24 protein-coding genes are annotated in these 21,522 nt (G+C 62.6%); 19 read left to right on the forward strand and 5 right to left on the reverse strand.

The window, feature by feature from the left end:
- Positions 1-58 precede the first annotated feature (58 nt).
- From hflK to CO731_RS14225, 6 genes are all read left to right on the forward strand, one after another.
- The gene (hflK, locus tag CO731_RS14200) at positions 59-1,156 is read left to right on the forward strand and encodes an FtsH protease activity modulator HflK (protein ID WP_108607671.1); all 1,098 of its coding nucleotides are present in this window, start codon (positions 59-61) and stop codon (positions 1,154-1,156) included.
- Positions 1,156-2,088, forward strand: coding sequence for a protease modulator HflC (locus tag CO731_RS14205; RefSeq protein ID WP_108607672.1), 933 nt, complete (start codon positions 1,156-1,158; stop codon positions 2,086-2,088). Before hflK ends, CO731_RS14205 begins: the two co-directional genes overlap by 1 nt.
- Positions 2,089-2,091: 3 nt before the next feature.
- Positions 2,092-2,277, forward strand: coding sequence for a DUF2065 domain-containing protein (locus CO731_RS14210; RefSeq protein WP_108607673.1), 186 nt, complete (start codon positions 2,092-2,094; stop codon positions 2,275-2,277).
- A gap of 124 nt (positions 2,278-2,401) precedes the next feature.
- Positions 2,402-3,910: a DegQ family serine endoprotease gene (locus CO731_RS14215; RefSeq protein ID WP_108607674.1), complete on the forward strand. Its 1,509-nt coding sequence runs from the start codon at positions 2,402-2,404 to the stop codon at positions 3,908-3,910.
- Positions 3,911-3,976: 66 nt separating this feature from the next.
- The gene (locus CO731_RS14220; RefSeq protein WP_108607675.1) at positions 3,977-4,399 is read left to right on the forward strand and encodes a putative toxin-antitoxin system toxin component, PIN family; all 423 of its coding nucleotides are present in this window, start codon (positions 3,977-3,979) and stop codon (positions 4,397-4,399) included.
- Positions 4,396-4,674: a pilus assembly protein HicB gene (locus CO731_RS14225; protein WP_108607676.1), complete on the forward strand. Its 279-nt coding sequence runs from the start codon at positions 4,396-4,398 to the stop codon at positions 4,672-4,674. Before CO731_RS14220 ends, CO731_RS14225 begins: the two co-directional genes overlap by 4 nt.
- Here the strand turns inward: CO731_RS14225 and CO731_RS14230 are convergent.
- Positions 4,671-5,243 (reverse strand): GNAT family N-acetyltransferase, encoded by a 573-nt coding sequence (locus CO731_RS14230; protein WP_108607677.1) that lies wholly within the window; start codon positions 5,241-5,243, stop codon positions 4,671-4,673. The two genes, CO731_RS14225 and CO731_RS14230, sit on opposite strands and share 4 nt — an antisense overlap.
- Positions 5,243-6,127, reverse strand: coding sequence for a phosphoserine phosphatase SerB (gene serB, locus CO731_RS14235; protein ID WP_108609838.1), 885 nt, complete (start codon positions 6,125-6,127; stop codon positions 5,243-5,245). The genes CO731_RS14230 and serB overlap by 1 nt, the downstream gene beginning before the upstream one ends.
- Between serB and miaA the strand changes: the two genes are divergently transcribed.
- From miaA to CO731_RS14260, 5 genes are all read left to right on the forward strand, one after another.
- Positions 6,111-7,064, forward strand: a complete 954-nt coding sequence (gene miaA / locus CO731_RS14240) for a tRNA (adenosine(37)-N6)-dimethylallyltransferase MiaA (protein ID WP_245439348.1) — start codon at positions 6,111-6,113, stop codon at positions 7,062-7,064. The genes serB and miaA overlap by 17 nt on opposite strands.
- A gap of 75 nt (positions 7,065-7,139) precedes the next feature.
- Positions 7,140-7,931, forward strand: a complete 792-nt coding sequence (locus CO731_RS14245; RefSeq protein ID WP_108607678.1) for a GGDEF domain-containing protein — start codon at positions 7,140-7,142, stop codon at positions 7,929-7,931.
- Between the two features lie 251 nt (positions 7,932-8,182).
- The gene (locus CO731_RS14250; RefSeq protein ID WP_159091642.1) at positions 8,183-8,473 is read left to right on the forward strand and encodes a hypothetical protein; all 291 of its coding nucleotides are present in this window, start codon (positions 8,183-8,185) and stop codon (positions 8,471-8,473) included.
- 90 nt (positions 8,474-8,563) lie between these two features.
- Positions 8,564-10,267 (forward strand): tetratricopeptide repeat protein, encoded by a 1,704-nt coding sequence (locus CO731_RS14255; protein ID WP_108607680.1) that lies wholly within the window; start codon positions 8,564-8,566, stop codon positions 10,265-10,267.
- A gap of 133 nt (positions 10,268-10,400) precedes the next feature.
- Positions 10,401-10,712 carry a hypothetical protein gene (locus CO731_RS14260; protein WP_108607681.1) on the forward strand — a complete coding sequence of 104 codons (312 nt, stop codon included), beginning with the start codon at positions 10,401-10,403 and terminating at the stop codon, positions 10,710-10,712.
- Positions 10,713-10,769: 57 nt separating this feature from the next.
- Here the strand turns inward: CO731_RS14260 and CO731_RS14265 are convergent, their stop codons facing one another.
- Positions 10,770-12,596, reverse strand: a complete 1,827-nt coding sequence (locus CO731_RS14265) for an ATP-binding protein (protein WP_108607682.1) — start codon at positions 12,594-12,596, stop codon at positions 10,770-10,772.
- Positions 12,597-12,964: 368 nt separating this feature from the next.
- Between CO731_RS14265 and CO731_RS14270 the strand changes: the two genes are divergently transcribed.
- From CO731_RS14270 to CO731_RS14280, 3 genes are all read left to right on the forward strand, one after another.
- Entirely contained in the window at positions 12,965-14,749 is a 1,785-nt protein-coding gene (locus CO731_RS14270) for an acetolactate synthase 3 large subunit (RefSeq protein WP_256371618.1), read from the forward strand.
- A 77-nt stretch (positions 14,750-14,826) separates the two neighbouring features.
- The gene (ilvN, locus tag CO731_RS14275) at positions 14,827-15,399 is read left to right on the forward strand and encodes an acetolactate synthase small subunit (RefSeq protein ID WP_108609840.1); all 573 of its coding nucleotides are present in this window, start codon (positions 14,827-14,829) and stop codon (positions 15,397-15,399) included.
- A 184-nt stretch (positions 15,400-15,583) separates the two neighbouring features.
- Complete coding sequence (locus CO731_RS14280) at positions 15,584-16,180, forward strand: LysE family translocator (protein WP_108607684.1); 597 nt, start codon at positions 15,584-15,586, stop codon at positions 16,178-16,180.
- Here the strand turns inward: CO731_RS14280 and CO731_RS14285 are convergent, their stop codons facing one another.
- The gene (locus CO731_RS14285) at positions 16,181-16,654 is read right to left on the reverse strand and encodes a DUF2269 domain-containing protein (protein ID WP_108607685.1); all 474 of its coding nucleotides are present in this window, start codon (positions 16,652-16,654) and stop codon (positions 16,181-16,183) included. It lies immediately after the preceding gene.
- A 3-nt stretch (positions 16,655-16,657) separates the two neighbouring features.
- Complete coding sequence (locus CO731_RS14290) at positions 16,658-17,938, reverse strand: SDR family oxidoreductase (protein ID WP_108607686.1); 1,281 nt, start codon at positions 17,936-17,938, stop codon at positions 16,658-16,660.
- Between the two features lie 97 nt (positions 17,939-18,035).
- Here CO731_RS14290 and nthA point away from each other — a divergent pair, with 97 nt between their 5' ends.
- The 5 genes from nthA (at position 18,036) to CO731_RS14315 (ending at position 21,513) form a co-directional block, all read left to right on the forward strand.
- Positions 18,036-18,641 carry a nitrile hydratase subunit alpha gene (gene nthA / locus CO731_RS14295; RefSeq protein ID WP_108607687.1) on the forward strand — a complete coding sequence of 202 codons (606 nt, stop codon included), beginning with the start codon at positions 18,036-18,038 and terminating at the stop codon, positions 18,639-18,641.
- Positions 18,638-19,297 carry a nitrile hydratase subunit beta gene (nthB, locus tag CO731_RS14300; protein WP_108607688.1) on the forward strand — a complete coding sequence of 220 codons (660 nt, stop codon included), beginning with the start codon at positions 18,638-18,640 and terminating at the stop codon, positions 19,295-19,297. The genes nthA and nthB overlap by 4 nt, the downstream gene beginning before the upstream one ends.
- A complete protein-coding gene (locus CO731_RS14305; protein WP_199914466.1) occupies positions 19,284-19,640 on the forward strand; it encodes a nitrile hydratase accessory protein in 357 nt (118 codons plus the stop codon). Before nthB ends, CO731_RS14305 begins: the two co-directional genes overlap by 14 nt.
- Positions 19,597-20,313, forward strand: coding sequence for a hypothetical protein (locus tag CO731_RS14310; RefSeq protein WP_159091643.1), 717 nt, complete (start codon positions 19,597-19,599; stop codon positions 20,311-20,313). The genes CO731_RS14305 and CO731_RS14310 overlap by 44 nt, the downstream gene beginning before the upstream one ends.
- Before the next feature lie 72 nt (positions 20,314-20,385).
- A complete protein-coding gene (locus tag CO731_RS14315; RefSeq protein WP_108607691.1) occupies positions 20,386-21,513 on the forward strand; it encodes an ATP-dependent RecD-like DNA helicase in 1,128 nt (375 codons plus the stop codon).
- The last annotated feature ends 9 nt before the right edge of the window (positions 21,514-21,522 follow it).

Genomic DNA, 21,522 nt, shown 5'->3' on the forward strand with positions numbered 1-21,522 from the left:
AGGAAATCTTCGGCCGTTTCAGGCGCGGCCGCCAATAATACCTAGTGAAAGGACTTTCATGCCCTGGAACAATCAAAATGGAGGCGGCGGCGGCCCATGGGGCGGCGGCGGCAGCGGCGGCGGCGGTGGCCCCTGGGGGCAGGGACCGCGGCCTAGTGGGCCACAGGGCTCGCCTCCTGATCTCGAAGACATCATTCGCCGGGGCCAGGACAAGCTGAAACGCGCGCTTCCGGGCGGCGGCGGTTCGAGCGCCATGGTGCTTGGCCTGCTCGGTGCTGGCTTACTGGCGCTCTGGGCGTTCCAGGCGATCTACACCGTGCAGCCTGACGAACTGGCAGTCGAACTGCGCTTCGGCAAGCCGAAGCAGGAGCTGTCGCAGCCAGGTCTGCATTTCCATTGGTGGCCTGTCGAAACCGTCGAGAAGGTCAACACGGCTGAAAAGCTGGTCAATATCGGCGAAGTGCGCGGCAGCACGTCATCCGGCCTGATGCTTTCGGGCGACCAGAACATCGTCGACGTGAAATTCTCCGTCGCCTACCAGGTATCCGACCCGCAAGCCTATCTGTTCAAGGTTTCCGAACCCGACGTGATGGTTCGCCAGATCGCCGAAAGCGCGATGCGCGAAGTGGTCGGTCGGCGTCCGGCACAGGACATCTTCCGCGACGACCGCCAGGGCATTGCCACAGGCGTGCGCGACATCATCCAGGATACGCTCGACCAGTACGGTGCAGGTCTGGCCGTCAACGCGATCTCGATCGAGGATGCAGCACCGCCGCGCGAAGTGGCCGACGCATTCGACGAGGTGCAGCGTGCCGAACAGGACGAAGACCGCTTCGTCGAGGAATCCAACCAGTATTCCAACCAGAAGCTCGGCCAGGCGCGAGGCGAGGCGGCCCAGATCCGCGAAGACGCCGCTGCCTACAAGAACCGTGTCGTGCAGGAAGCCGAGGGTGAGGCGCAGCGCTTCATCTCTGTCTATGACGAATATGCCAAGGCGCCAGACGTGACCCGCAAGCGCCTCTATCTCGAAACGATGGAAAAGGTGCTTCAAGGATCCGGCAAGGTGATCGTCGAGCAAGGCAATGGACAGGGCGTGGTGCCCTATCTGCCGTTGCCTGAACTGCAGAAGCGCGCTCCGGCGGCGGGAGGCAACTGATGTCCAATCGTCTTCCCATCATCGGCGTCTTCGCCGCGATCATCCTGTTCCTGATCTGGTCGTCGATCTTCGTGGTCAACGAGCGCCAGCAAGTCATCGTGCTGCGCTTCGGCGAGATCGTCGACGTCAAGACCGAGCCCGGCATCTATTTCAAGGCGCCGTTCTCGATGTTCGAGGCTGACAACGTGCAGGTCATCGAGGACCGCGTGCTGCGTCTGGACCTCGACGACATCCGCGTCCAGGTCTCGGGCGGCAAGTTCTATGACGTCGACGCCTTCATCGCCTATCGCATCAACGATGCCCGCAAGTTCCGCTCGACCGTTTCGGGTAGCGTGGAACTGGCCGAACAGCGCCTGCGCACCCGCTTCGACGCGGCCCTGCGCCGCGTCTACGGCGTGCGTGGCTTCGAAGCGGCGCTCTCGGAAGAGCGCGCGGCAATGATGCGCGAGGTTCGCGACCAGCTGCAGCCCGACGCGACGTCGCTGGGCCTCGAGATCCAGGATGTTCGCATTCGCCGCACCGATCTCACCCAGGAAGTGTCGCAGCAGACCTTCGACCGGATGAAGGCCGAGCGTTTGGCCGAGGCCGAAAGGCTGAGGGCACGCGGCCGCGAAGCAGCACAGCGCATCCGCGCCCGTGCCGACCGCGAAGTGGTCGAGACCGTCGCCGAAGCGCAGAAGGAATCGGAAATCCTGCGCGGTGAAGGCGAAGCTCAGCGCTCCGCGGTGTTCGCCAACGCCTTCAACCGCGATCCTGAGTTCTTCGACTTCTACCGGTCGATGAGCGCCTATGGTACCGCGCTGAATGCCGACGGCACGACAATGGTGTTGTCGCCGGAATCGGAGTTCTTCCGCTATTTCCGCAGCCCCGACAGCAACAAGGCAACGCCGGCGCCAGCCGCCGGCGCTGCTGCTCCCGCCGCCAGCAACTAAGCAGTGCGGGACTTTATCGTCGCCATGGGCCTGGTCCTCGTTTTCGAGGGCCTGGTCTATGGCGGCTTTCCTTCTGCGGCCAAGAAGTTGGCCGCAGAGGTGACCGAAATGCCCGATGCGGTGCTCAGGACAGTCGGTCTTGCCGCCATCGTCATCGGCGTGGGCGTCGTCTGGCTCATCCGGGGATAACGGACGATTTATTCCGTACCGGTAGCAATGGCCGCAAACAGGCCTTATTTGTTTTCATCATGACGCTTCGCGTTCGGACGGCCCGCCGCGATCAATGCTCTGACAGCCTCGGGAGGCTTCCCTGATGATTTCCACGCCCCTTTTGCGCGCCATGCGAAAGGCCTCTCTGGCCGCCACGACGGCGCTGATGATCGGTGCGAGCGTCGCTCCGTCCTTCGTGACACCTGCTTTCGCGCAAGGGCCGGAATCGGTCGCCAATCTTGCCGAAGGCCTGCTGGGCGCGGTGGTCAACATCTCGACCTCGCAGACGGTGAAAGGCGGGGAAGGCGAGAACGCCGTCCCGATGCCGCAATTGCCCGAGGGATCGCCGTTCCAGGACTTCTTCGACGACTTCTTCAAGGACCGCGAAGGCCAGAACAATGGCGGCTCGCAGAAGGTGCAGTCGCTGGGTTCGGGTTTTGTCGTCGATGCCGAACAAGGCATCGTGGTGACCAACAACCACGTCATTGCCGACGCCGACGAGATCGAGGTGAATTTCTCCGACGGCTCGAAGCTGAAGGCCGAACTGGTCGGAACCGACACCAAGACCGACATCGCCGTGCTCAAGATCGATCCCAAGGCCAAGAAGCTGACGGCGGTGAAGTTCGGCGATTCCAACAAGATGCGGATCGGCGACTGGGTGATGGCGATCGGCAATCCGTTCGGCCTCGGCGGCACGGTGACGGTGGGCATCATCTCGGCGCGCAACCGCGACATCAATTCCGGCCCCTATGACGACTTCATCCAGACCGACGCCGCAATCAACCGCGGCAACTCGGGCGGACCGCTGTTCAACATGGAAGGCGAGGTCATCGGCATCAATACGGCGATCATTTCGCCGTCGGGCGGCTCGATCGGCATCGGCTTCTCCATACCGGCCGAGATAGCAACCGGCGTGGTCGAGCAACTGACGCAGTTCGGCGAAACCCGTCGCGGCTGGCTAGGCGTCCGCATCCAGCCGGTGACCGACGACATCGCCGAGAGCCTGGGCATGGCAACTGCCAAGGGCGCGCTGGTGGCCGGCATCATCAAGGGCGGGCCTGTCGACAACGGCATCATCCAGCCGGGCGACGTGGTCATCAAGTTCGACGGCAAGGATGTCGTCGAAATGCGCGATCTGCCGCGCGTTGTTGCCGAGAGCCCGGTGGGCAAGGCGGTCGATGTGGTGATCGTGCGCAAGGGCGTCGAGCAGACGGTGAAGGTAACGCTCGGAAGGCTCGAGGACGGCGAGAAACTGGCCGAAGGCGAAGCTGCCAAGCCGGAAGAGGGCGCTGAAAAAGGGGCCGAAGTCGCAACAGCGAGCATGCTCGGCATGACCATCGGCGAGCTCAACGACGACACGCGCGCCAAATTCGGCATCGCGGCCGATGTGTCGGGCGTGGTGGTGACGGCGGTTGCCAAGGATTCGGCAGCTTCCGAGCGTGGCATCGCCGCCGGCGAGGTGATCACTGAGATCGCCCAGGAATCGGTATCGACGCCGAAGGAGGTGATGGACCGCATCTCCGCGCTGAAGGAACAGGGCCGCAAGAACGCGCTGCTGATGCTGGCTTCCAAGACCGGTGAGCTGAGGTTCGTGACGATCCGCATGGATTGAGGCCGGGAATCCGGCTTTGTCGGAGTAACTGGCGACATCCTATGGGATGTGCTATGTTTTCTCCGGATGCGTGTCGTACTGGATACCAACGTACTCGCTGCTGGCTTGCGCAGCCGGAATGGCGCATCTTTTGCGGTCCTTGGACATGTCGCTGAGATGCACCTCCGCCCGCTGGTGACGACGGCATTGTTCTTGGAATACGAGGCCGTGTTGCGTCGGCCGGAACATCGTACGGCGCATGGCTTGTCGAACGCGGAGATCGATCGCTTCCTGGCAGGTCTTGCTGGTTTGGCTGAAGCGGTTGAAGTCCATTTTCGCTGGCGGCCGCAACTGTCGGATCCAAAAGACGAGATGGTGCTTGAGGCCGCCGTGAACGCCCGTGCGGAAGCCCTCGTGACACACAACGTCAGGGATTTTCAAAAAGTCTCGGAGCGTTTCGAACTGAAGGTAATCAGACCAGCAGAATTGCTCCAAGGATTAAGGCGATGAGCAAGGCAACCTACCCACTCAAGCTGCCGCTGTCGGTGAAAGAAGCGGCTACACGTCTGGCAAAGGCTGACGGTGTATCACTCAATCAATGGATAGCATCTGCAGTGGCGCAGAAAGTTGGCGTTGTCGAGACGGCGGCTGATTTCCTCCGCCGTCGTGCAGGCGAGGCCTCGGCCGACGACTTCTCCGCGATACTGGATAAAGTGCCCAATGCGCCGGCAGATGAGGGCGACGAATATCCGGATGGGCACAAGAAGATTGAAAAAGGCGGCTAGTTGGCCGCCTTTTTCCGTTCCTGCCACTGGCTGCGGGACAGCCTGTAGAGCAGGTGCCGCTTCAGTTCCGGGTGCGTGTCGGGAACGCGCGGGTGGTCGAAATCGCCGGACGGGTCGTGGCGCATGCCGAGCCGCTGCATGACGGCTGTGGAGCGAAGATTGTTCCACACGGCAAAGGAAACGACCTCGTCGTCGCCAACCACGTCGAAGGCAAAAGCGAGCCAGGCCTCGGCGGCTTCAGTGACGTAGCCCTTGCCCCAATATTCCGGTGCGAGGCGCCAGCCGATTTCCATGGTGCCTTTGGGAATGAAGGGCTCGAGGTCCGTGCGTACGATGCCGACGAAGCCGATGCATTCGCCGGTGTCGGCAATCTCGGTGGCGGCAAAGCCGAATCCGTCGCGGTCGATGCCGGCGGCCAGGCGATCGAGCAACTCGTCGCTCTCGGCCCTATTGCGGCGCATCGGGAAAAATTCCATCACCGTTTCATCGGCGTTTATGCGGTGAAACAACTCGCGGTCGCGATCTTCCCAGTTGCGCAGGATCAGGCGCTGGGTGCGGAGCGGTTCCATCAGGCGAAGTCGCTGCGGCTGTAGCCCTGGAGATAGAGCAGGGCGGTGAGGTCGGAATGGTCGATGCGGATCCTGGCCTCCGCGGCGACGGACGGCTTGGCGTGGAGAGCGACGCCGCTGCCTGCCAGGCGGATCATGTCGAGGTCGTTGGCGCCGTCGCCGACGGCGATGGCATCGTCCACGGTGAGGCTGAGGCGCGCGGAAATCTCGTTCAGCGCGTCGGCCTTGGCGGCGCGGCCGAGGATAGGCTCGGAAACCTTGCCGGTGAGGCGACCGTCGGCTTCGATCAGGTGATTGGCGCGGTCTTCGTCGAAGCCGAGCTTGGCCGCGATGCGGGAGGTGAAGACGTCGAAGCCGCCGGAGACAAGTGCGGTGTAGGCGCCGTGCGCCTTCATGGTGGCGACGAGCGCCTTGCCACCCGAGGCGAGGGTGAGGCGGGTGTCGATGATGCGGTCGATGACCGAAGCGTCGAGGCCGGCGAGCAGTGCGACGCGTTCGCGCAAGGCCGGCTCGAAGGCGATTTCGCCATTCATCGAGCGCGCGGTGATGTCGGCGACGCGATCCTTGACGCCGATCTCGTCGGCGAGTTCGTCGATGCACTCCTGGTCGATCATGGTCGAATCCATGTCGGCGATGAGGATCTTTTTCCTACGCGTCGCGTTGTCCTGGACGGCGAAATCGATGGCGTCGCTGGCGAGGACGGCAGCAAGCGTTGCATTCGCGTTTTCGACCGAAAGCCCAGATGGCAAGGCGATGTCGCAGGCGATGTTGGCGTCGAGCCACACAATGGCGCTTGCACCAAGGGCGCGAGAGGCCTTATCGGCAAGGGACGGCAGCAGCAGAGCGCGGTCCGGATGGGAAATCAGCGTGGCGACGAGCGGCATCGAAAATTCCGATATAGGCGAGGGGCGCATCAAGAACGCGACCCTGATAGCCGGGCCGACCGCCAGCGGCAAGTCGGCGCTGGCGGTTAAGCTTGCCGAGCGCGACGGCGGCGTGATCGTCAATGCCGATTCGATGCAGGTCTACGACGTGCTCAGCGTGCTGACGGCCCGGCCGGGCGCCGAAGACCTCCGCCGCGCGCGGCATTTCCTCTATGGCCACGTGTCGCCGGCGACGGCCTATTCCACCGGTACTTGGCTGCGCGACGTGGCGGTGCTGGCAGACAGCGGCCTGTTCGCCGACAGGCCGCCGATCTTCGTCGGCGGGACTGGGCTCTATTTCCGGGCCTTGGCCGAGGGCATCTCGGAGATGCCCGAAATTCCGACGGAAATCCGCGACCGCTGGCGCTGGCGGCTCAACGAGGAAGGCGCGCCGAGACTGCACCGGTTGCTGATGCGGGTCGACAGCGAGGTTGCGATGAAGCTCAAGGCCAGCGACGGCCAGCGCATCGTGCGTGCGCTGGAAGTGCTCGAAGCTTCGGGACGTTCGATCCTGAAATGGCAGGCCGATCGCGGCCATCCGATGATCGACCTCGCCAGCGCACGCTTCCTCGTCATCGAGCCGGAGCGCGAACTGCTGGTCAAGCGTATCGACCTGCGGTTCGACAAGATGCTCGAGCTTGGTGCGCTGGAAGAGGTGAAGGCGGTCACTGCGATGAGGCTCGCGCCTGAGCTGCCGGCGATGAAGGCGATCGGCCTGCGCGAACTGGCAGCCGCGATCGCCGGTGAAACAAGCTTCGAAGAGGCCATAGAACGGGCCAAGATCGCGACGCGGCAATATGCCAAGAGGCAGTCGACATGGTTCCGCAACCAGTTCGGACCGGAATGGCAAAGGATCGGCGGCGAGACCGGCGAAAAGAACGAAACCACAGCGACATAGCCATTTGCGCTGGGCGGATTAACCCTCCGTAAGTTGCGGCATGGCATAAGGCCTTGGGGATCAATCAGGGTAGCCATGCGCTTTCACAAGGCTGAAACCGCGTTTTTCGTTTTCATCGCGCTGATTTTGACCGCAGCGCTGGCGACCTTCTATGCCTGGACACTTGTCGAGGGGCCGGCCGACGCGCTGTACATGCCCGGGCGCGTCGAGAGCATCGAAATTCTCCAGAAATTGCTTTTGGCAATCGCCGTGCTTTTGGCCGGGACACTGGTCTATGGGCTGTTCTTCATCTTTCCCCAGATACGGACCCAGGTGAAGGAAGGCGGCAAGCTGCGCGAGATGACGGCTTCGCTGAGCGCGCGCTCGCGCAATCTGGAGCAGGCGGCCCTGACCGACGGTCTCACCGGCATGCAGAACAGGCGCTATTTCGACGACGCGCTCAGGGAATATCTCGGCGAGTTCGGCCGCATCGACAAGCCGGTCGGGCTGATGATCCTCGACCTCGACCATTTCAAGCAGGTCAACGACACCTACGGCCACGACGCCGGCGACGAGGTGCTGCGGTCCGTCGCCAAGTGCCTGCAGAGCATGACGCGCTACCACGACGTGGTGGCACGGCTCGGCGGCGAGGAATTCGCCATCGTCGCGCCCAACATGGATCTCGAGCTATTGCAGCGGGTTGCCGAGCGCATGCGCAAGGCGATCGCTTCGCTTGCCATCGAGACAGGCGGTGCCCAGCTCAACGTGACGTCCAGCGTCGGCCTGGCCCTGTGGGACAAGGCAGAGACCGCCGAGGAATTCTACCGCCGCGCCGACAAGCAGCTCTACGAGGCAAAGCGGCAAGGCCGCAACCGCGTCTGCGCCTGAACTTACCGGAGGCGTATCGCAGCGCGGGCGCTCCGGTCCGTGCTAAGTCCGAACGGTGTCGAGTGGCCGGACAGTGCCCGATTTACGTTCGGTCGCATCGGCACCATGTGGTGGCAGCTGAGCGATTGCCGTGGCCGAATGCGCATCCTTTCTCAACGCAATTTCACTGCAATTTCGTCCGAGGTTCCTGACTTACCGTCTGTACGACGCAATGCTCCCGACAGTTGCCAAGTTGCAAAGAGGAGCAAGTCGTGGGCATTTCCTACGTTAAATCGCCGACGCGAAACCCTGGTGTGGATCACGCCGGCAACAGGGGGCTTTCGCTTATCGCATGGCTGGGCGCCATGATCGCCGAGGTGCGGAGAGAGACAGCGCTGGACGATCTCGGCGAAGGACAATTGGAAGATATCGGCATCAGGCGTTTTGCACAGAGAGGGCGGTGGATTGATGGCCTCGAAACGTCACTCCCCTTCGACTTCGAATACTCTACCCCTCTGCATTCCCCTGCGGCGGCCGACGGGGACAAACAGTTTCTGAAGTAAATCGCAATCGAATGAGACCGAACGGGATCTCTGGCGCACACAATTTAGTGGCAGTTCCCGCATGAAGTGCCGGCGGCGTCGCCAGTAGAAATGCTGGCCATTGTTGGGCATGATCGCCAGTGCCGCGATGAGCAAAGCAAACAGCCCATGTCAGTTTTCGAGTTCGCAGGTCACACGCTGGATCTCAAGCAAGGCAGATTGCGGAATGGAGCCGGCGACGTCACGTTGCGCCCGAAATCGCTGGCCTTGCTTACTTATCTGGTCAGGAATCCTGGCCGGGTGATCGACAAGCATGAATTGATCGAGGCTGTGTGGCCGGATGTCGTGGTTTCGGACGACTCGCTTAGCCAGTGCCTGAAAGACATTCGGGTTGCCCTCGGCCCCCGGGCGGCAGGTTTCATCCGGACAGTACCGCGGCGCGGCTACATCCTCGACGAGCAACGTTTGCGATCTTATGACGAGGGTTCCGACCGGCCTCCGCCGCGGAAACTGCAATCCACGGCCGACAGGCCATCGATTGCCGTTCTCCCATTTGAAACCGCAGAAGCTGACCAGGAATGGTTTTCCGACGGTATTGCCGAAGACATCACAACAGCGCTGACGAAGAGCCGGAGGCTGCTGGTCGTCTCGAAAAACTACAGTTTCGCCCTCAAGGGACGCGCTGTCCGTGGAAACGACATCGCCCGCGAACTCCGTGTTCAGTATCTCCTGGAGGGCAGCGTGCGCCTGTCGGGACAACGCGTCCGTGTTTCCACTCGATTGCTGGAAGGCGCAACAGGAGAGTTGTTTTGGGCCGAGCGGTTCGACCGGGACCTTGCGGACATTTTCGCAATCCAGGACGAGATCACCGAAGCTGTCGTCAAGCACCTGGAACTCGAACTGCTACCCGAGGAGAAGCATGCCATCCAGCAGGCTCGAACCGGCAACATCGAAGCTTATCACTACGAACTGCAAGGCCGGCAGCTGGCGCTGGAATTGACCAAGTCATATCTCGTCCTGGCCCGGCGCCTGTTTGGCAAGGCGGTTGAGCTCGATCCCGGCTATGCACGTGCCTATGCCGGCATGGTGATCTGCGACTGCTACCTGCGCGACTGGCATGGGAAGGACAGCGCGCCGGATGAGATCCTGGCTATCGCAGACAAGGCACTGCATCTCGATCCCACCCTGCCGGAAGCTCATGTCGCACGCGGCTTTGCCCTGTTCTGCAATGAAAGATACGAGGAGGCCGGCGTTTCATACCAGAAGGCTCTCGCCATCGATCCCAATTCGTACGAGGCAAATTTCTTCTTTGCCTCGACGATGGCGCGCTTCCTGAACGACCGGGCGAAGATGATCTCGATGTTCAAGCAAGCCTCGCGCTTGCGACCAGACGACTATCTCTCGCCGATGATGATCGCCGCCTTTCTTGCCAGAAACGATCCGGAAAGGCTGGATTGGGCGAGAATTTGTGTCGAACGCTCGGAGCGCGCGTCCGGCATTCACCCCGAGAACGCTGCGCCGCTGCATCGCGGTGCCGTCGCGCTTGGCTATCTCGGCGACAAGGAGAAGGCGCGTGCCTGGTTGGCCCGTGCGCTGGCGATCGATCCGGATGACTTCATTGCAAATGTCAACGCGGCGGCCCTCTACGCCCATCTGGGGGACGTGGAAGGAGCGCTGCAACACCTCAAAAAGGCCGCCCGGGACGTCCCTCAGAACACGATAGACATGCTCCGGAACGATGCCGACTTCGATGTCATTCGCGATGATCCGCGCTTTTCGGCGATCCTGCACCCGCGTGATCCTGGAATGACTTGAGGGTTGTTCCCGAGCACAGTTCGAAACCCAGTGTGTCTTGAACTTGCCACTGGACGTCCTTCTTCAACGCAGCAACACTGGCTTGTCCGTTGCCGTGAAGGCTGCGGGTGCCTGTGTGCAGAGGAGGAATGCGATGGACGAACCCGACCGGTGGCGAAACATGGCGAGCGCGCCAAAGGACGGCAGCCGGGTCCTGGTGACGGTACGTTCGTCGGAACAGGGGCCGGCGGAGGTCGATGTCGCCTATTGGGCAAGGCCCGACGCATTCGGCATCGAAGGCTGGCGCGCTGCCGACTCCTATCCCGGGTGCGTGATCGGCTATGCCGACCCGGAACTGAAGTGCTGGATGCCCCTGCCGAAAGCCAATCTGAGCAAGAATTCGCCGGAGATGCCAACGCCCTGGGAGGGCGAGGACGAGGAGCAACTGGACGGCTCGGGGATCTGAGGTTCCAGGCCCGGCTTGGCCTGCTGCCATCGAGTGGGGCGCAGGCTTCCGAGGATCTCAGCTGTTCGGCGGGCGTCCGCCAAACGTCGACGGACGCAAGCCGAAGCGGGTGTCGAAATCGTCGTCGGGCTGCTGCTTGGCCGGAGGCTTTTGGTAATCGGTGTCGCCAGCCTGGCGCTGGCTGTCGACAACTTCGGTGAAACCCAATGCTGCGGCTTGCGGCTTGGGCACGTTGCGCAGACGTTCGACCACGGCGACCAGATCGACGTCGTCACCGCTGCCGGAAGGGGCCTCCGCCGCCCGCTTGCCGGTGCCTGGGATGAGTTCGGGCGAGAGTTTTTCGAATTTCAGCCGCATGGTCGTGGCGACGCCTTCGCCGAAGGCGATGGCCTCGCGCTGGCCCATCGAGGACAGGAAAGAGAGGCTGGAGGCCGACGAATCGGCAATCGCCGAGCGGATGATCGCCTGGTCCTGCTCGTTGGCGAGCCGCATGGCGAATACGGTTGAGCACTGCGACAGGATCGTCGGGTCGAGTTCGCCCGGGCGCTGGGTCACGACGCCAAGATAGCAGCCATATTTGCGGCCTTCCTTGGCGATGCGCGACAGCGCGTGGCGGGTCGGGGCGAAGCCGAGGCGGTGGTCGGCGGGCATGTAGCGGTGGGCTTCCTCGCACAGCAGCAGCAACTTGAGCCGCCCTTCGCTCCACAAAGCGAGGTCGAAGGCGAGGCGGGCCAGCACCGAACAAACCGAATTGACCACCTCCGAAGGCATGCCTGCCATTTCGAAGCAGGTGACCGGGCGTCCATGGGTGGGGACACGGAAGATGTTGCCGATCGTTTCGTGGATGGTGTCTTCGATCAGCCTGGAATGGAACATGAAGCGGTAGCGCGGGTCGGCGAGCGCGGATTCGATGCGCGTCCTGAGCGATTTCAGGATCGGCCGTTCGTTCTTGGATTCGAGCAGGCCCATGCGCTCGTCGATCTGCTTGATGAGATCGGCCATGCGGTAGGGTACCGGTGTGTCGGCGGTCAGCGCATCGACGCCGCGACGCAGGAACGCGCCGCCGTGCGGGCTGCGATAGAGGTTCTTGGCCACAGGAATGAGGTCGCGCAGCACGTCGATTTCATCGGCGTCGGTCTCGCGCCCGCGAAACAGCACCTCGGCGAATTCCTCGAGCCGGAACAGCCAGAACGGCAGGTCGAGCGTGTTGCTGTCGACCTTGACGCAATATTCGGGCAGCGAGCCTGCGAACTCGTTGTGCGGGTCCATGATCAGCACGCGCAGGTCGGGCCGCGCGACAATGGCCTTGCGCAACAAGAGCGAGACGGCGGTCGACTTGCCGACGCCGGTGGTGCCGACGACGGCGAAGTGGCGGGCCAGCGTTTCATCGATCGCGATGCAGGCGTCGATGCTGTCGTCCTGCGACAATTGCCCGATGGTCACGGTGTGTCGGCCGGCGAGGTCGTAGACGGCCTGAAGGTCGCGACTGCGGATGCGGTGGGCGATGGCACCGATATAGGGATAGGCGGTGATGCCGCGGTCGAAGACCGGCTTCTTGTCCGCGCCCACATCACGCACTTCTCCGATCAACTCGACATTGACCTCGATGGGGTTGTCGCCTTCGCTGCTCCAGGAACGGTCCGACTTGGCGATGGAATAGACCAGCCCGATCGTCCGGGTCTCGCCGAGATTGATGCAGATCATGCGCCCGACCGTCCAGAGGCCGACCATGCTTGCGCTGCCGGTCTCGGCATAGGCGCTGATGACCGCGCGAGCACCGTCGCACTGCACGACGTTGCCGAGGATGCGGGCGTCGTCCTGCTTCGGGTCGCGCCTTTCCTGCGAGGTGGTTTCGCCACCCGCGGCCTGACGTTCGGTGTACATTGATGCCACGTCCCTTATTCCCCAAGCGGCAAGGTTAGCGCAGCGCGGTTAAGGCCGGGTGATGGCGGATGGTGTAGCCCGGGTTAACCGGAACGCTCCAATTCGAACGTTGTGCGGGCAAACTGACGTTGCGGAAAATTTGCGCGGGTCAGGTTGACAGTTCGCCTTCCTGCGCATTAACGTCCGCGCCATGAATACGACACTCATTCTCGTAGTAGGATTGCGCATGGGCAAGGCGGTGTAACCGCCGGGCGAAATCCCCCATGCGCAAATGTGAAGGCTCCCTCGGGGGCCTTTTTTATTGCCCGAAACAGGACTAAACGAGCAGCAACCGCCGAGAACGGCGAAAAGGAAGACGGGACGGACCGATGAGCGGACATAGTGACAGCGGACGACGCGAAATGACCGGCGCCGAGATGGTGGTGCAGGCGCTGAAGGACAACGGCGTCCAGCACCTCTTCGGCTATCCCGGCGGCGCCGTCCTTCCGATCTATGACGAACTGTTCCAGCAGGACGATGTCCAGCACATCCTCGTGCGCCACGAGCAGGGCGCGGGCCACGCCGCCGAGGGCTATGCGCGCTCGACCGGCAAGGCCGGCGTGATGCTTGTGACCTCGGGTCCCGGCGCCACCAATGCGGTGACGCCGCTGCAGGACGCCTTGATGGATTCGATCCCGCTGGTGTGCATCACCGGCCAGGTTCCGACCTCGCTGATAGGCTCCGACGCCTTCCAGGAGTGCGACACCGTCGGCATCACCCGGCCGTGCACCAAGCACAACTGGCTGGTGAAAGACGTCAACGATCTGGCCGGCATCCTGCACGAGGCCTTCCATGTCGCCACCACCGGCCGTCCAGGCCCGGTCGTGGTCGACATTCCGAAGGACGTGCAGTTCGCCAAGGGCATCTACACGCCGCCGCAGACCGCACCGCGCACCTCCTATCAGCCCAAGGTCCAGGGCGACCTGGAAAAGATCAAGGAAGCCGTCGCGCTGATGGCGGATGCCAAGCGGCCGATCATCTATTCCGGCGGCGGCGTGGTGAACTCCGGCCCCGAGGCGAGCCATCTGCTGCGCGAACTGGTCGACCTCACCGGCTTCCCTATCACCTCGACGCTGATGGGCCTCGGTGCGTACCCCGCATCGGGCAAGAACTGGCTCGGCATGCTGGGCATGCACGGCAGCTACGAAGCCAATATGGCGATGCACGACTGCGACGTGATGATCTGTGTCGGCGCCCGCTTCGACGACCGTATCACCGGTCGCCTCAACGCGTTCTCGCCGAACTCGAAGAAGATCCACATCGACATCGACCCGTCGTCGATCAACAAGACCGTGCGTGCCGACGTGCCGATCCTGGGCGATGTCGGCCGCGTGCTGGAAGACATGGTCCGGCTGTGGCGGGCGACCGCCAAGGCGGACAAGAAGACGCTGTATCCGTGGTGGGAGCAGATCGCCAAGTGGCGCGCGCGCGACAGCTACGCTTACAAGCCCAACAGCGACGTGATCATGCCGCAATACGCGATCCAGCGGCTGTATGAGCTGACCAAGCACCTCGACACCTACATCACGACCGAGGTCGGCCAGCACCAGATGTGGGCGGCCCAGCATTACGGCTTCGAGAAGCCGAACCGCTGGATGACCTCCGGCGGCCTGGGCACGATGGGCTACGGCCTGCCGGCAGCACTTGGCGTGCAGATCGCGCATCCGGAATCGCTTGTCATCGACATCGCCGGCGACGCCTCGGTCCAGATGTGCATCCAGGAGATGAGCGCGGCGCTCCAGTACAATGCACCGATCAAGGTCTTCATCCTCAACAACTCCTACATGGGCATGGTGCGCCAGTGGCAGCAGTTGCTGCACGGCAACCGGCTGTCGCATTCCTACACCGAGGCGATGCCCGACTTCGTCAAGCTGGCGGAAGCCTATGGCGGCCACGGCATCCGCTGCGACAAGCCGGACGAACTGGACGATGCGATCAAGGAGATGATTTCGGTGAAGAAGCCGGTGATCTTCGACTGCCGCGTGGCCACTCTCGCCAATTGCTTCCCGATGATCCCATCGGGCAAGGCGCATAACGAGATGCTGCTGCCCGACGAGGCGACCGACGAGGCCGTGGCCAACGCCATCGATGCCAAGGGCCGCGAACTGGTGTGACGGATCGCGTGCGGCCTTCCGGGGAAGGCCGCACAATCAACGAGTTGGCGCAACCGCCTGAGATCGAGAATCATCTTATGAACGCACAGCTACAGCCCACCGGTTCGGCCTATTTCATCGCCAAGGAAACCGAGAAGCCGGAAAACCACACGCTATCGGTGCTGGTCGACAACGAACCGGGCGTGCTTGCCCGTGTCATCGGCCTGTTTTCCGGCCGCGGCTACAACATCGAGAGCCTGACCGTCTCGGAGACGGAGCACGAGAAGCATTTGTCGCGCATCACCATCGTGACGCGCGGCACGCCGCATGTGCTCGAGCAGATCAAGCACCAGCTCGAACGCATCGTGCCGGTGCATCGCGTCGTCGACCTGACCGTCATGGCGCAGGAACTGGGCACCGGCGGCGCGCTGGAGCGCGAACTGGCGCTGGTCAAGGTTTCCGGCACCGGCGACGCCCGTGTCGAGGCCCTGCGCCTGGCCGACGCCTTCCGTGCCAAGGTGATCGACGCCAACACCGAACATTTCATCTTCGAGCTGACCGGCAAGGTGTCGAAGATCGAGCAGTTCATCGCCATCATGAAGCCGCTCGGCCTGGTCGAGGTCTGCCGCACCGGCGTGGCCGCGATGAACCGTGGCCGGCAGGGGATGTAACTGCCGCAGGCGCGAAGCCAAAAACAGAGGCCGCCGGTGCGCTACACCGGCGGCCTTTGAATTTTCCGGACCCGAGTCCGTCAGGACGCAACGCACGAGCGCTGGCCCAGTCATCAAGCCGATCTGGATTTTTTTGAAACGACAAATAAGGTCAATAATACTGACTTAAAAAGAGGGAAAACGAATGTCGTACGACGCATTCCTGGCACTGCTCGTCTATGCCTTCGTGACCTCGATCACGCCGGGGCCGAACAATTTCATGCTGCTGGCCTCGGGCGTGAATTTCGGCTTCGTGCGCACCATTCCGCACATGCTGGGCATAGGCATCGGTTTCCTGACGCTACTTCTCGGCGTCGGCTTCGGCCTCGGGGCCGTGCTGTCGGCCTTTCCGATGCTGCATGGCGGCCTGAAGATCGCCGGCGGCGCTTATCTGCTCTATCTCGCATGGCGCATCGGCATGTCGCGCTCGCTCGGCAAGGACGGCGAGGCCAAAGCGCGGCCGATGACGTTTCTCGAGGCGGCGGCATTCCAGTGGGTCAATCCCAAGGCGTGGGTGATGGCGGTGACTGCCATGGCCGTCTACACTAGCCCGGAATCGCCATTCCTGTCGGTTCTGTTGATCTCCGGAGCCTTCGCCTTGGTCAACCTGCCGAGCGTTTCGAGCTGGGCCGGATTTGGTATGGTGTTGCGCGGCTTCCTTGCCGATCCGGTGCGGCTGAAATGGTTCAACATCGCCATGGGATTGCTGCTGGCGGCGACGTTGTGGCCGATGCTGAAGTGATCAGAAAAATTCGATCGCCGGCCTCGTCAGCATCAGCCAGAAGATGGCGATGACGCTGAAAAAGGCGGGGAACCCGCAGGCGAACCAGACGCGATAGAGGCGGAGATAGCGCGCCGGCAACGCCCCGCCCGTGGTGGCGGACGAACGAGCGAGATTGCGTAGCTCGATCTGAATGAACACGACCGGCAGCCAGAACAGGCCGGTCAGCACATAGAGCGCGAGCGACAGCACAATCCAGCTTTCACTCAACGACCAGCCGGCTTCATGCGCCAGCAAGGCGCCCGTGATCGGCTGGAGGACGACAGCGGTCGCCGTGAAGACGGTGTCGGCGATGACGACCATTCCGGCGACATGGGCAATTGTCGCAGCGTCGCGGGTGCGATGGGCCATCACCATGAAGAAGGCGATGCCGGCCCCTGTGCCGAACAACACTGCGGCTCCAAGGACGTGGACGAGGCGCAGCAATTCTTCCATGGCTCAACGCTCGTCCAGGATCGCAAGCGCGACCAGCGCAAGTACGATCGACGGCAGCACCTTGACCAACGGGCCGAGCGGATCCGTCCAGAGATGTGGGGAAAGAACGGTTGCTGTCGCGAGATAGGCTAGGGACAGGGCAATCATGCCTTTCAACGCCAATCCGGCGTATCGACGATAGGCAACGCCGAGCCCGAGGGCGATGTCGGCCAGGCTGGTTACAAGCGTGATGGCGGGAGCGATCGCGGCTGGCGCACCGGCTGACACCAAATGCGCCGACGACGCGTCGAAGCGCAGCAGCGCCACAATGCCCGATAGCAGCCAAAACAGGCAAAGCGCAGCGAACGTCAGCGGCTTGAGCAGGTAGAGCCGGGCGAACCAGAAATCTTGAACGCCGGCGGGATTTGCGGACAGCGTCTCGTCGAGCGAGCCGAAGCGCCGGCCGAGATCAACGGCATGGCCGATCACACCGCCGGCTGCGACTTCAAGTGCCGTCGAGCGCAGCGGCGATCGCCAGCCGAGCCGGCCGAGCATATCGGCGGCGTGGGCGGTGAGGCGGGCAAAGACGCCTGGCAAGTCGAGCGTGCGCGCTGGCGTCAGGCCAAGCCACCTGCGGTGGATGGCAACGGCATCGGCGAGCGACAGGGTTTGCGGTGCGGCGAGATCGAGGTCGCTGCCGATCGGGATATTGCCGGACAGAGCGTCGAACACCGTCTCGGCGACGTCGTCGAGCGAGACGAACTGCATCGGGCTTTGGCCAAGGACCAGCGGTGTTACGAGTGGAAACGCGGCCAGGGCGCGCAGCAGTGCGGAACCGCCATAGGCCGTGCGGCCGACGATCACCGCCGGGCGGAGGATGACGAAGGGCAGGCCGGATGCCTCAAGCGCCGCATCGGCCTGACGCTTGCTTGCGAGGAATGGGTTTTCGGATGCAACACCATCGGTGCGCGCCGATATCTGGACGAACATGCGTAGCGAGGGGGCGGCGGCCTGATAAAGCGCTTTCATCGCGACATATTGCAGGGCGGCGACATTGTCGCGCGGACCATCCTGGAGTGCACCGGCGCAATTGACCACGGCGTCGATGCCGGACAGAAGAAAGCGCCAGTCCTCGGGCCGCGACAGGCTGGCGATATCGGCCTGGACCCAGCCGAAATCGGGATATCGGCGGGAAGCGACCTTTGTGTCGCGCGCCAGGGCAACGATGGAAAATCCGCGGGCCGCAAGCGACCTTGCCACCGCCGCACCGACAAAGCCGTTACCGCCCAGAATCAGAACCCGCATTGAGCAACGATAGCGGGCGCGTGGGCTGTGGCGCAAATCCGTCCTGGCCCAAGGCTGGCGGCTTGCACGGCGAAGCGGGCGGGCCTAGATTTTCGCCATGTCGCACGATCACCATCACGACAACGAACTCGACCCGATGACGGCACGGGTCCGGGCGCTGGAGACGATCCTGACCCGCAAGGGGCTGATCGATCCGGCGGCGATCGACGTCATCGTCGATACCTACGAGACCAAGGTGGGACCACGCAACGGTGCCGCCGTGGTGGCGAAGGCCTGGAGCGAACCGGACTTCACCGAATGGTTGAAGCGCGACGCGACCGCGGCGATCGCCTCGCTCGGCTTCACCGGCCGCCAGGGCGAGCACATGCAGGCGGTGTTCAACACCGACGAGACCCACAATCTCGTCGTCTGCACGCTGTGCTCCTGCTACCCTTGGTCGGTGCTTGGCCTGCCGCCGGTCTGGTACAAGGCGCCGCCATATCGCAGCAGAGCGGTCATCGATCCGCGCGGCGTGCTGGAAGAATTCGGACTTTCGCTGCCCAAGGACAAGAAGATCCGCGTCTGGGATTCGACCGCCGAGCTGCGCTATCTCGTCGTGCCGCAGCGGCCGGCGGGCACCGAAGGCTGGAGCGAAGAGCGGCTGGCCGACCTGGTGACGCGGGATTCGATGATCGGCACCGGCGTCGCGCGGGAGGCGGCATGAACGGCCCCCACGATCTCGGCGGGCAGATGGGTTTTGGCCCGGTGGCGCCCGAAAAGGACGAACCCTATTTCCATTCCGAATGGGAAAAGCGGGCGCTGGGCGTGACGCTGACGGCAGGCGCCATGGGTGCCTGGAACATCGACGAAAGCCGGCATGCGCGGGAATGCCTGCATCCAGCCGATTATTATGCGTCGAGCTATTACGAAATCTGGATCAAGGCGCTGGAACAACTGGTCAAACGGCACAACTTCGTGACAGCCAACGACCTCGCGGCGAGTGATGCCGTCGATCCGGCAGCGACACCCAAGCGGGTGCTGAAAGCGGAGAATGTACCGGCCGTTTTGGCGAAAGGCGGGCCTTGCGATCGACCGGTCGCCGTACCGGTGCGGTTTGCGGTCGGGCAACGCGTGCGGACCAGGAACTTTCACCCCACCGGCCATACCCGCCTGCCGCGTTATGCCCGCGGCAAGGAGGGGGTGATCGACGCGGTGCGCGAAGGTTTTGTCTTTCCCGATACCAACGCGCATGGCCGCGGCGAGAACCCGCAATGGCTCTATACAGTGCTGTTCACGGCAAGCGAATTGTGGGGCGAGGGGACTGATCCGACGCTTGAGGTCAGCATAGACGCCTGGGAGAGCTATCTTGAACCAGCATGAGGTGCGGCTAGCGGTTGGGACCGAGGGGCTCGATGCACCGGTCTTTGCCGAGCCGTGGCAGGCCGAGGCTTTCGCAATGGTGGTGGCGTTGCATGAGCGCGGCCTATTCACCTGGGCGGAATGGGCCGAACGGCTTTCGGCGGAGGTTAAAAAGCCCGGTGCCGCCGCTGATGGCAGCGACTACTACGCGCGTTGGCTGGCCGCCCTGGAGTGCCTGACGGCCGAGAAGGGGCTCGCCCGGCGCGACGAGGTCGATGCGGTTGCCGCGGCCTGGGAACGTGCCGCGCACGCCACGCCGCATGGCCAGCCGATCCTGCTGGAGAACGATCCGGCAAAACGCTGAGCTTGCTGCCGGATACCTGAATTTAATAGGCTCGCCGCAATCCCTCCTTGTATTCGGCGATTTTTCGGTAAGATGCTATCATAGTTTTGGAATATTCAGCGGTCTGCATTGCGTTCATCTGGGGCAGGTATTGGGTAGATTTTTTGGAGCTGTTGCCACCGTTTGGTTTTTTTGGGCCGCAGCCTCGCTCTGGAACTTCCAGTTTCTTGGTGGTTTTGCGTTCCCGCCGTTACTTTTTCTGCTGCCGGGATATTACTTCAAATACTGGGGCTTCGTTTGGCTGCCATTTCTGGCTGGCCTCTCTTGCGCGGTTGTTGCAGGAATTCTTGTGCATCGGGCGGAGCCTTTGGAATCGCTGTCCTGGAAATTGCTGGTGGCGAATTTCGCTTTTCTTTTTTTCTTCGTCCTATCGGCGGAGGTGAGAACAAGCCAGTTGATGAGCGCCGCCGTCGATGCCGCGAATGCCGACTGCTTCGACAGTCGATTTTTCTCTTCTTCGGTTGCAATCGCTGGAGAGGAATTTCAGTTCGATGTTCATGCAGTCTATCGCAAGGATGGCGATGTATTCATCTGGAGCTATCTGGACACAGCTTTCTTTAGGGTTCCAGAGACCATTTATCGCAATCTTGATCTGATGGGGTGTGCGGCAGGCCGGGCGTTGCAGGCCAGTTGATTTTCCCCGAACGGACTCGACTGAACCGGCAAATCCCTTGCCCTTCGCCGCCGAATCCTGTCAGTCAAACCCATGGAATTCTCTCCTCAGCAAGACGATGCGCTGCAGGCCGTGGCGCGCTGGCTCAAATCGGGAAAGCCGCAGGTTTTCCGGCTGTTCGGCTATGCCGGCACCGGCAAGACGACCCTGGCGCGTTATTTCGCCGAGCATGTCGATGGCCAGGTGCAGTTCGCTGCCTTCACCGGCAAGGCGGCCCAGGTGCTGCGCTCGAAGGGCGCGACCAACGCGCGCACCATCCATTCGCTGATCTACCGGCCGAAGGGCGAGGAGGCGATTGCCGACGAGGCAACCGGCAAGACCTCGATGTCGCCGACCTTCTCGCTCAATCGCCAAAGTCCGATCGCCAAGGCCAAGCTCGTGGTGATCGACGAATGCTCGATGGTCGACGAGCAGCTCGGCCGCGATCTTTTGACGTTCGGCACCCCGGTGTTGGTGCTGGGCGACCCTGCGCAGCTGCCGCCGATTTCGGGCGGCGGCTTCTTCACCGAGCACGAGCCGGACTTCCTGTTGACCGAAATCCACCGCCAGGCGCGCGACAACCCGATCATCCGGCTGGCGCTCGACGTGCGCGAGGGCCGCGAGTTCATGCGCGGCGACTACGGCACTGCCCAGGTGATCGGCAAGGAAGACGTGAACCAGGATCTGGTGTTGGGCGCCGACCAGGTGCTTGTCGGCACTAACCGGACGCGGAAGCGCTACAATCAGCGGCTGCGCGAGCTCAAGGGTTTTACAGCCGGCTACCCGCAAGCTGGCGACAAGCTGGTTTGCCTGCGCAACGACCCGGCAAAGGGCCTGCTCAACGGTTCGTTGTGGAAGGTGATGACTTCGTCGCGCGAAACGGTGAAGCCGGGCATCAATCTTCTAGTGTCGCCGGAGGAAGACGATCCCGATCGCGGCTTGGCCAAGATCAAGCTTTTGAAGCAGGTGTTCGAGAGCCCGGACGAAGAAATCCCCTGGGGTACCAAGAAACGCTACGACGACTTCGATTATGGCTACGCGCTGACGGTGCACAAGGCGCAGGGCTCGCAGTGGAACAATGTCGTGCTGTTCGACGAGAGCTGGGCCTTCAAGGACACGCGCCAGCGCTGGCTCTACACGGCGATCACCCGTGCGGCCGAACAGCTAACGATCGTTCGGTAGTGCTCGCCG

Origin of the sequence: Aminobacter sp. MSH1 (genome assembly GCF_003071665.1) — a bacterium.
Taxonomy (GTDB): Bacteria; Pseudomonadota; Alphaproteobacteria; order Rhizobiales; family Rhizobiaceae; genus Aminobacter; species Aminobacter niigataensis.